Here is a 10,516-nt window from a genome sequence, read left to right as displayed (position 1 = left end):
CTTTCATGTGGTTCCGGGGTCCTTCCACTTCCTCACCGGGCCGTCAGGTGCTGGCAAGACCACGCTGTTGCGCCTCCTGTTCATGTCGCTCAGGCCCACGCGAGGCTTGATCTTCGTTTTCGGCGAGAACGTGTCCGATCTTTCCGCCGCAGGCCGCGCCGAGCTTCGCCGCCGCATCGGCATCGTGTTTCAGGACTTCCGCCTGCTCGACCATCTCACCACCTGGGAGAACGTGGCGCTGCCCTTGCGGGTGATGGGCAAGAAGGAGTCGGACTACCGGGAGGACGTGACCGACCTGTTGCGCTGGGTCGGGCTCGGCGACCGTATCGACGCCTACCCCGAGGTTCTCTCCGGCGGCGAAAAGCAGAGGGCGGCAATCGCCCGCGCCGTGATCGGGCGGCCCGAGCTTTTGCTTGCCGACGAGCCGACCGGCAACGTCGATCCGATGATCGCCGATCGCCTGTTGCGGCTGTTCGTCGAGCTCAATCGCCTTGGCACCTCGGTGATCATCGCCACCCACGATTACGGCCTGATGGATCAGCTCGACGCGCCTCGCCTCGTGCTCTACGAAGGCCATCTGGAGATTCGTTGACCCGTGCAGTTCATCGCCGACATCCGCGACTATCCCTGGCGCAATCTTTTCGCCGGGATTCTGCCGGCCCGCTTGCAGCCGAAGACGGCGCAGATCGTGCCCTCGGCCTCGATCGCCGGCAACGCGCTGACCGTGGTGATCGCCATCATGTCGTTCCTCGCCTGCCTCACCGCCGGCGCCGTGTACATGGTCAATCAATCGGCGGAGGCCTGGGTGAAGGACATTTCGAGCGAGATCACCGTCGAGCTCGATCCGGTGAACACCGCCGACATCGAGAAGAAGATGACGCTGGTCTCCCTGTTTCTCGCCAAGCAGGCCGGCGTCACCAGGGTTAAGCCGCTGACCGCCGAAGATTCCGCCAAGCTGCTCGAGCCTTGGCTCGGCCACAGCGAGGCTCTGTCGGCGCTGCCCATCCCCCGCCTGATCGCGGTGGAGATCGACCGCTCCAACCCGCCCGACATCAAGTCGATCACCGAGGCGCTGTCGCAAAACTTCGAGGGCGTCACCCTCGACGACCACCGCCGCTGGCGGGCCGAGATCCGCACCCTGACGAGGTCGGCGGCTGCCGGCGGCTTCGCCGTGCTCGTTCTCGTCGCCGCCGCCACCGTCGCCGTCATCGTCTCGGCCACCCGCAGCGCCATGGCGTCGAACCGCGAGATCATCGAGGTGCTGCATTTCGTGGGCGCCAACGAGCGTTTCATCAGCCGCGAATTCGAGCGCCACTTCGTCGGCCTCGGCGTCCGCGCCGGCCTCGTCGGCGCGGTGAGCGCGGCCCTCGTGTTCCTGCTGCTTCCGGTCGCCATGCACGTGCTCGGCGGCGAGCCTGCCACCGCCACCGAGATGAGCCGGCTGGTGGGCTCCGGCGAGCTCGATCTCAAGGGCTATCTGCTGTGCATGCTGGTGGTTTTCGTCATCGCCTGCCTGTGCATGATCACCTCGCGGCTCGGCGTCATCCGCGTGCTCAAGTCCTACGCCTGAGTACGGGGAAAAGGGCCATCGTTGAGCGCCGCCAAGCCGATTTCCTATCGATTCAATTGAGCCTATTCTTGCGCCGCGCATGGCAGGGCGGGAGTAAGCGGTGACGCGCGTCGAGCCGGAATCTTCAAGCGCATTCGAGCTCTTGGTCGTCGGACTCAGGTTCATCTTCGACCTGATATTGCTCGCCGTCGTGCTGACCGTCATCGGCTTCTTCATCTTTACCGACAACCTCCAGCGCAGCCAGCCTGAGCCGCGCACCGCCGACGGCATCGCCGTGTTGACCGGCGGCGTCGCCCGCATCGACGAGGCGATGAAGCTGTTGACCCAGCAAAAAGCGAAGCGCCTGTTGATCACCGGGGTCAACCGCACCACCTCGACCGAGGAACTGAAGCAGCTCGCGAGCCAAGGCGACCAGCTTTTCTCCTGTTGCGTCGATATCGACAAGGAAGCGCGCAACACCATCGACAATGCCACCGAGACGAGCCAGTGGGTGGCGCGCAATCACTACAATTCGGTCATCGTGGTGACGTCGAACTATCATATGCCGCGCGCGCTCGCCGAGCTTGCCCGCGTCATGCCCGGCGTGACCTTGATTCCCTATTCGGTGGTGGACAACAACGTGCATCTCGACCGCTGGTGGACCTATCCTGGCACCACCAGATTGCTGATCTCGGAATATCTGAAATATCTGCCGGCGCTGGCGCGGCTCGGCGCCACCCAACTCGTGAGCAAATTGATCACCGGCAAGACGACAGTCGCGGTCGAGGACCCTTCAGAGCCGTGACGGCCGGCCCCTCAATGACGCGCTCGCTCCTGTTCAACGTTCTCTTCTACGTGACCACCACGCTGTTCGTGGTGATCGGCAGCCCGCTGTTGTTCGCACCGAGAGCCTGGGCGATGGCAGCGCTCAAGGTGCATGCCAATTTCGAGCTTTGGCTGTTGCGCGCCATCGTCGGCACGAAGATCGAGGTGCGCGGGCGGGAGAATATTCCGCAAGGCCCCTGCCTCGTCGCCTCAAAGCATCAGTCGGCCTGGGAGACCTTCGCGCTGATCCCGATCTTCCGCGACCCCGCGCTGTTGATGAAGCGCGAGCTGTTCTTCATCCCGTTCCATGGCTGGTTCTCCCGCAAGTTCGAGATGATTCCCGTCGATCGCGACAAGGGGCCGGCAGCACTTCGCCGCATGCTGCGCGAAGCGAAGAAGCGCATCGATGACGGCCGCGAGATCATCATCTTCCCTGAAGGAACGCGGCGGCCGCCTGGTGCCGCGCCCGACTACAAGACCGGGATCGTGCTGCTCTACGATGCCCTTGACGTGCCTTGCCTCCCGGTCGCCCTCAATTCAGGCCTGTTCTGGCCAAGGCGGAGCGTGCTCCGCCGCCCCGGCACCATCGTGGTGGAGATTCTCAAGCCTATTCCCCCAGGTCTCCCCAGAGACGCGTTCCTGCGCAAGCTCGAGGCAGCCATCGAGGGGGCCTCCAGCCGCTTGCTTGTGGAAACAGGGGCCCCGGAAGTCGCCCGCACCTAGGCTGTTAACCCTTCATTAACTTGATCCGGCCAAGGTGCTGTTCTAGGTTTGTTCTTACGAATCGCCGCCGGCCAGTCTTGAATTCGTCATCGGAAAACCCATCTGACGACAGTTCGAGGGAGAGGGTTAAGGGCGGGAACGGGATCATGTTGATGCACCAGGATGTAACCGACACGACCCCTTGGGGCCCGGCCGATGAGCCCGCCCTTGTCTGTGCCGAAGCCTGCTTCGACCAGGCGTTCCACTATTGGCGCGGTGCCTCAGGCCGGCGCTACCTGCACAGCGTTTACACCCTGATCGGCTGCCCTGCGCTCCCCCGCACCAACTACATCCTGGTCCGCCGCCACGACGACGGCTCAAGGACGCCGCTCGGCTTCGGCCAGACCAAGGACGACGCGATCTCGCTCAACCTCGCCCATCTCCGCCATCAGGGCGCGAGGCTCGGCGCCAACGAGGTGCATATCCACCTCTTGGCCGAGACGCCCGACGAGCGGGCGCATGTCGAGGGCGACCTGACCGAGGCGCATTTCCAGCGCATCGCCGCCAACGCCGCCTAGCCACACTTCGTTCCTGTTTTAGCGCGTTCGGCCCGCGGTCTCCGCGAGACGGTTCCCTTTGGCGCGCGCCAAGCACGGGGCTTGATCCCACCCCGTTCGGCGTCTCCAATAGGTCCATGACGGACCGTATCGAGATCGTCGAAGGCGACATCACCAGGCTCGACGTCGACGCCATCGTCAATGCCGCCAACACCCTGCTCGCCCCTGGCGGCGGCGTCTGCGGCGCCATCCACCGTGCCGCCGGGCCTAAGCTCGCCGAGGCTTGCACCAAACTCGGCGGCTGCGAGACGGGAGAGGCGAAGATCACCCCAGGCTTTGGACTTCCAGCGCGCACCGTGATCCACACGGTCGGGCCGGTGTGGGGCGGCGGGGAGAGCGGCGAGGACCGGCTGCTTAGGGCCTGCTACCGCAACAGTCTGGCGCTTGCCGCCGCGCACGGTCTCGCATCCATCGCCTTTCCTGCCATCTCGACCGGCATCTTCGGTTTTCCGCCCGGCCGCGCCGCTCTGATTGCGGTTCGCACCGTGCGCGAGGCACTTTCCGACTTTCCCTCGATCGAGCGTGTCATCTTCTGCTGCTTCGGCGCTGAGTCCCGCAAGCATCACGAGACCGCACGTGCCGCGGCGCCGAGCCAAGGCAAATAGCCTTGGCCGCACCATGCGGCCCCTTGTGCCTTCGCGCGGTCGTCGTCTCGGGCTAAGCTCTCGGCCTGGACACTTTTGAGTCGCGGTTAAGGTCGCCGCAAACTGCTGGAAGGCACGAATAGAGATGCCAGAGCTCGATCCGTTACTGCTCTCGCGCATCCAATTCGCCTTCACCATCTCATTCCACATCCTGTTTCCGTCCTTCACCATCGGCCTTGCCGCCTGGCTGCTCGTGCTCGAGATCCTCTGGCTCAGGACCGGGAAGGCCATCTATGCCGACATCTCCCGGCATTGGACCAAGATCTTCGCCGTGTCCTTCGGCATGGGTGTCGTCTCCGGCGTGGTGCTCTCCTACCAGTTCGGCACCAATTGGAGCGAATTCTCGCGGCTCGGCGGCAACGTCGTCGGGCCGCTGATGTCCTATGAGGTGCTTACAGCCTTTTTCCTCGAAGCAGGCTTCCTCGGCATCATGCTGTTCGGCCGCGAGCGTGTGCCGAAGGGGGTACATCTCTTCGCCACCGCCATGGTGGCGTTCGGCACGCTGATCTCGGCGTTCTGGATCCTGTCGGCAAATAGCTGGATGCAGACCCCGGCGGGATACAGCGTCGGCCCCGACGGCGTGCTGCATGTGGCGAGCTGGCGTGAGGCGATCTTCAACCCGTCCTTCCCCTACCGCTTCGCCCATATGGTCGCCGCCGCCTATCTCACCACGTCCTTCATCGTGGCCGGGATCGGCGCCTGGTACATCCTGCGCAATCGCAGCGTCGCGCACGGGCGCATCATGCTCGGCATGGGCTTGAGCATGCTCATCTGGCTTGCGCCTCTTCAACTCGTCATCGGCGATCTGCATGGGCTCAACACCAGAGAGCATCAGCCTGCCAAGATCGCCGCCTTGGAAGCCCATTGGGAGACGGAGAAAGGCGCGCCGCTGATCCTGTTCGCCATCCCCGACCCCAAGGCCGAGACCAATCATTTGGAAATTGCCGTGCCGAAGCTCGGGAGCTTGATCTTGACCCATGAATGGGACGGCGAGATCAGGGGCCTCAAATCCTTCCCGCCTGAAGACCGGCCGAACCCCATCATCCCGTTCTTCGCCTTCCGCATCATGGTCGGCATCGGCTTGATCATGATCGCTGTCGGCATCGTCGGCTCGGTGTTGTGGCTAACCGGGCGGCTGTACGCGAGCCGCTGGTTCCTGCGCACTCTGGTGTGGGTCTCGCCGCTCGGCTTCCTCGCCGTGCTCTCGGGCTGGTTCGTGGCCGAGGTCGGCCGCCAGCCTTGGGTGGTCTATGGCGTTCTGCGCACGGCTGATGCGGTGTCGCCGGTTCCAGGCGGTAGCGTCTTAACCTCGATCGTTCTTTTCGTTCTGGTCTACGGGGTCGTTTTCGGCGCAGGGCTCTATTACATGGCCAAGCTCGTGAGCCGCGGGCCCGGCGAGACGCCGCCGACGCCGGAGGAAGAGGACGCAGACCTTTCGCATCGGCCCATGGCCGCTTCAGGCAGCCCATGACCCCAGATGTCCTTCCTATCATCCTGCCGCTCGTATGGGGTGCCATCCTGGCGCTCGCCGTGTTCCTCTACGTGCTGCTCGGCGGCTACGACCTCGGGCTTGGCGTGCTGTTCCCGCTCGCGCCGACGCATCAGGACCGCGACGCCATGATGAACTCGGTGGCGCCCTTCTGGGACGGCAACGAGACCTGGCTCGTGCTCGGCGGCGGCGGACTTCTCGCAGCTTTCCCGCTTGCTTATTCGGTGATGCTGCCGGCGCTCTATCTCCCCATCATCCTCATGCTGATCGGGCTGATCTTGCGCGGCGTCGCCTTCGAGTTCCGCTTCAAGTCGGAGCGCTACCGCTGGACCTGGGACCTCGCCTTCGCCGCGGGCTCGATCCTCGCCGCGCTGATGCAAGGGCTGATCATCGGCGCCTTCGTGCAAGGCTTCAACGTGGTGAACAACCGATATGCCGGCGGCGCCTTCGACTGGCTCACGCCCTTCGCCGTCGTCACCGCGCTCGCCGTGCTTGCCGGCTATGTGCTCCTGTCCGCGGGCTGGCTCATCATGAAGGGCGACGAGGCGTTGCGCGACTGGGCCTACGGCATCGCCCGCTACGCGCTGATCGCGGTTGCGGTCTTCATCCTCATCTTCAGCATCTGGACGCCTCTGCTGCACCCCGAGATCGCCAAGCGCTGGTTCACCCCGGCCAACATGGTGATGCTGAGCCCGGTGCCGCTCGCCACCGCGGCGGCCATCGGGGCGCTGTGGCTCTCGCTCAAGCGGCGGATGCGTTACGCGCCCTTCCTGCTCGCCGCCGCGATCTTCCTGCTCTGCTATACGGGGCTCGCGGTGAGCCTGTTCCCGTACATCATTCCGCCGTCGATCACGCTATGGCAGGCTGCGGCGGCGCCAGAGTCGCAGCTCTTTATGCTCTACGGCGCGATTCCGATCCTGCCCGTCATCCTCGGCTACACCGCCTATTCCTATTACGTGTTCTGGGACGCGACCGAGCACGAGGGCTATCACTGACGCGAGTTGTTTTCCCCCTCACCCGGCTTGGACCTAAAGGTCCAAGCCACCCTCTCCCGCGGGGGGAGAGGGGAAAAAGCGCGCCACCCCATCAAATCCCCTCGCCCCTTGCGGGAGAGGGCTTTCCGCCGCGATCTTGTGCGCGACGCTCTTGAGCGGCGCCTGCGCAAGTCGCATGGCGGGAAGGGTGAGGGGTGAATTTTTTTGCTTGAACCCCCCTCCCTAGCCCTCCCCCTCAAGGGGGGAGGGGATTTAGTCCTTGCTCGAAAGCTCATGCGCCATCAGTCGGTGCTTGAGCGCGGCGATCCTCCCGTAGGCAGCCTCGATCTTCGCGCGCGGGATGCGGCCGTCGTGCACCGCCTGCGCGATGATGGCGTAGACTTTGGCCCCAAGCCCGGTGTCGCGCGAGTTGACGTTGGAGAAGACGAGCAGATCGACGCCTGCATCGAGCGCCCTGATCACGCGGTCCTCGACCGAGTAGCGCTCGCGCACCGCGCCCATCTCCATGTCGTCGCTGACCACCACGCCTTGGTAGCCGATGTAGCCATCGCCGCGGAGTGCGCGTATCGCATTGGCCGACAACGACGACGGCAGCATCTCGCCGTCGCTGAAGCGCGGATGATAGAGATGCCCGACCATGACCATGTCGAGCAGACCGTCATGCGAAAGGGCGACATAGGGCTGAAGCTCGCTTTCCCGCCAAGTCCGCGAAATATCTGGAAGCGTCTTGTGGCTGTCGCTAAAGCTCGAGCCGTGACCGGGAAAATGCTTCGCCACCGTCACCACGTTTGCTTCGCGATGCGCGGCGATGAAGGAGCGGGCGAGCGACGTCACGGTCTTGGGATCTGCGCCGTAGCTCCGCTTGCGCCGCGCAATCACTGCGTTCCAGGGATTGACGCTGAGATCGACCACGGGGCCGAAATTGACATTGATGCCAACGCCGGCAAGCTCCTTCGCCATCTCACCGTAGATGCGGCGCGCTTCCTCCGGCGTCAGCGTCGCATCGCGCCCCATCTTCTCCGCCGAAGGGTAGTGCTTGTGGCCGGTTCCCTTGGTCAGCCGCTGCACGCGGCCACCCTCCTGATCCACGGCGATGAACGGCACGAGCTCGGAATTGGCGTTCAACAGATAGGCGGTGAGCAGGCGGAGCTGTCGCGCCGAGCGGATATTGTCGGGGTAGAGCACGACGCCGCCGATCAAGCCCTTGGCGAGTTCGTCGCGCACGGCCTTGACCCCGGGATCGTGCTCATTTTGCCCAGAGAACCCCACCATGATCGTCTGGCCGATCATCCGGTCGAGGAGATCGTCTGCCTCCGCCGTCTCGCGTAGCGAGGCGAGGCTATCAGGCTCCGCGGCATTCAGGAGAGGAGCGCCAAACGCGAATCTCCCGGCTGCCAGCAGCCAGAAGCAAAGCAGAATCAAGGGTCGCTTCATGGAGTCATCGTCTTTAGCGCTCCGCCTTCGGCCGCACCCGTCTTGTGCCGGGTCGCCTTATGGATTGTCACGAAATTGACGGGCGACAACAACCCGAGCGTGCTATGGTCCCAGCATGTGCCGAGCCCGTGGGAGAGGGCCATGCAACCTCTGTTTCTTTCCTGGAAAAAGATTGTCTCGGTTGGAGTGGCCTTGGGGCTTCTCCTGATCGTGGGCCCCACCAACCAAAGCCCGGCGCTTGCCGGTGAGATGGGCGGTGGGCATCATGGCGGTGGCGGCGGCCACTGGGGTGGTGGAGGCGGCGGTGTCGGCGTCGGCGTCGGGGTCGGCTCCATACTCCTGAACGAGGCCATTCGCCGCTCGCAGGAGCGCCACCAGGCGGCCTCGCCTGAGGGATGCCCTCCAGGGCTCGTGCCCTCACGTAAGGGCTGCGTCAAGCCCGGCAAGAACAAGGGACCGGAAGTCACGAAATGCGAGCCGCCCATGCAGTGGCGCAAGGGCAAAGGCTGCGTGGCGCCGAAGGGCCCCGAGGTCGCCACATGCCAACCGCCCATGGAAATGCGCAAGGGCAGATGCGTGCCGCCCAAGGAGCCCGAAGTCGCCAAATGCGAACACGGCGACGTCTACCGCAAAGGCAAAGGCTGCGTGCCGCCCAACGAGCCCGAAATCGCCAAATGCGAGCACGGCCACGGCAAGGGCTGCGAGCCGCCCCCGGAAAAGACGGTCGACTGCGAACGGCCTTTCATCAAGTTTGGCAATGGCTGCGCCTGTCCGCCTGGTTTCATCCAGCGCGGCCACGATTGTCGGCCGCCGACTGTGGTCATTGTGCCGCCTCCGGTGCTTCCCGTCGGACCTGGTCCTGGCCCTGTAGAACCGCCGCATGTGGTTCCGGCTGCAACTCCGCCTTCCGAGCCACCTCCACCGCCGCGACAGGCCTCGCCGGCCCCGCCGAAGCAGCCCGCCCCAATCCAGTCGCTGGCAAAAGTCCTGCCGGCCTCGAATCGCTGCCTGCCGGAGGACCTTTACGACCTCTTGGAGCAGACCTACGGCAAACGTCCGGCACTCGATCGGTGTCCCTCTGCGTGCCTGCCGAAGCCTGCTTCCTTCACGCCGGCAGAGCTTGACGCGGCCGCGGCCAAGAGCGGCATCAATTGGTGCGAGAACTGCGTGCAGGTCGGCGGCTACATGCCGCTTGCCTCGGTGCTCCAGCTCGAGAAGGCTGCCAACGTCACCATCTGCGTCAATCCGGACATGTGCCGGCTTCCCGCCGCGATCGGCGGCGGCGATGCCGGGGAACGCGTGGTCGAGATCCGCACCGTGTTCAAGGACCTGCCGGCCGGGGTGAAGAATGAAGGCAATATCGCCGTCGTGGTCGGCAACCAGGACTATCTCGGCGATCTGCCCGACAATCCCGACGGCAAGGCCGACGCCGATGCGGTGCTGGCTCTGCTCGTCGATCAGCTCGGCTACAAGCAGGAGAACATCATCGATCTCCGCGACGCGACGCTCGCCGATTTCGAGCGCGTGTTCGGCTCGCAAAGCAACCCTGAAGGGGAGCTTGCCAAGCGCATCGACAAGAAGGATCCGGGCGACGTCTTCATCTACGTGGCGAGCCACGGCATGGTGAAGGAGGACGACGCCAAAGAGGCTTATCTGCTTCCCGTCGACGCCAAGCTCGACGACCTCGGCAAGACCGCCTATCCGATGCAGGAGCTCTACGACAACCTCGGCAAGATCGGGGCGCGGACCATCATGCTCATGCTCGAGGCGAATTTCGCCAAGAACCTCGACGAGCTGATCAACCCGCCGAACCTGCCGGAGCTGGAAGTGGAAGCCATGCCGGTCAATCCGGTGCCAGGCCTCGCCGTGTTCAAGGCGTCCGACCGCGACCAGAAGACCATCAAGGACCCTGAATACGGCATCGGGCTCTTCACCCGATACATGATCGAGGGTCTGGCCGGCAGAGCCGACGCGGGCCCGCTCGGCAACGACGACAAGCGGATCGATACCGTCGAGCTTTACGTCTACACCGCCGATGCGGTGCGCACGGCGGCGCGGAAGTCGTTCGGGCTCGAGCAGAAGCCGCTGCTGAGCAAGATCGACAATCTCGTGGTCGGCAACCTCACCGCGAACTGAGCTGCATGCTTCGAGACGCCGCCATCGTCATTCGTGACGGCGGCGGCTTCGCATCATAGGGAGATTCAGTCTTTTCATCCCTCCCCCTCGCGGGGAGGGTGGCGAGCACCGGACGTGTCCGGGGC

At 64.4% G+C, this 10,516-nt stretch carries 10 protein-coding genes; 9 read left to right on the top strand and 1 reads right to left on the bottom strand.

The window, feature by feature from the left end; genetic code table 11:
* The 8 genes from ACREC7_RS13630 to cydB form a co-directional block, all read left to right on the top strand.
* Positions 1 to 592: cell division ATP-binding protein FtsE (locus ACREC7_RS13630; RefSeq protein WP_431556234.1), on the top strand; the 592-nt coding region annotated here is incomplete at its 5' end.
* Between the two features lie 3 nt (positions 593 to 595).
* A complete protein-coding gene (locus tag ACREC7_RS13625) occupies positions 596 to 1,570 on the top strand; it encodes a cell division protein FtsX (protein WP_431556233.1) in 975 nt (324 codons plus the stop codon).
* Between the two features lie 100 nt (positions 1,571 to 1,670).
* Positions 1,671 to 2,354: a YdcF family protein gene (locus tag ACREC7_RS13620; protein ID WP_431556232.1), complete on the top strand. Its 684-nt coding sequence runs from the start codon at positions 1,671 to 1,673 to the stop codon at positions 2,352 to 2,354.
* 14 nt (positions 2,355 to 2,368) lie between these two features.
* A complete protein-coding gene (locus ACREC7_RS13615; protein WP_431556231.1) occupies positions 2,369 to 3,097 on the top strand; it encodes a lysophospholipid acyltransferase family protein in 729 nt (242 codons plus the stop codon).
* Positions 3,098 to 3,243: 146 nt separating this feature from the next.
* On the top strand, positions 3,244 to 3,654 hold the full coding sequence (locus ACREC7_RS13610) for a hypothetical protein (protein ID WP_431556230.1): 411 nt from the start codon (positions 3,244 to 3,246) through the stop codon (positions 3,652 to 3,654).
* Between the two features lie 116 nt (positions 3,655 to 3,770).
* On the top strand, positions 3,771 to 4,298 hold the full coding sequence (locus ACREC7_RS13605) for an O-acetyl-ADP-ribose deacetylase (protein WP_431556229.1): 528 nt from the start codon (positions 3,771 to 3,773) through the stop codon (positions 4,296 to 4,298).
* 124 nt (positions 4,299 to 4,422) lie between these two features.
* Positions 4,423 to 5,808, top strand: a complete 1,386-nt coding sequence (locus ACREC7_RS13600) for a cytochrome ubiquinol oxidase subunit I (RefSeq protein WP_431556228.1) — start codon at positions 4,423 to 4,425, stop codon at positions 5,806 to 5,808.
* On the top strand, positions 5,805 to 6,821 hold the full coding sequence (gene cydB, locus ACREC7_RS13595; protein WP_431556227.1) for a cytochrome d ubiquinol oxidase subunit II: 1,017 nt from the start codon (positions 5,805 to 5,807) through the stop codon (positions 6,819 to 6,821). The genes ACREC7_RS13600 and cydB overlap by 4 nt, the downstream gene beginning before the upstream one ends.
* Before the next feature lie 252 nt (positions 6,822 to 7,073).
* On the opposite strand, the gene ACREC7_RS13590 is transcribed toward cydB, so the two are convergent.
* Positions 7,074 to 8,255, bottom strand: a complete 1,182-nt coding sequence (locus tag ACREC7_RS13590) for a glycoside hydrolase family 3 N-terminal domain-containing protein (RefSeq protein ID WP_431556226.1) — start codon at positions 8,253 to 8,255, stop codon at positions 7,074 to 7,076.
* Positions 8,256 to 8,396: 141 nt separating this feature from the next.
* On the opposite strand from ACREC7_RS13590, the gene ACREC7_RS13585 reads away from it, so the two are divergent.
* Positions 8,397 to 10,391 (top strand): caspase family protein, encoded by a 1,995-nt coding sequence (locus ACREC7_RS13585; protein ID WP_431556225.1) that lies wholly within the window; start codon positions 8,397 to 8,399, stop codon positions 10,389 to 10,391.
* Positions 10,392 to 10,516: the final 125 nt, after the last annotated feature.

Origin of the sequence: Methyloceanibacter sp. (assembly GCF_050728395.1) — a bacterium.
Classification (GTDB): domain Bacteria; phylum Pseudomonadota; class Alphaproteobacteria; order Rhizobiales; family Methyloligellaceae; genus Methyloceanibacter.
Note: the sequence above shows the minus strand (reverse complement) of the source record. Positions and strands in the feature narration are given on the sequence as shown.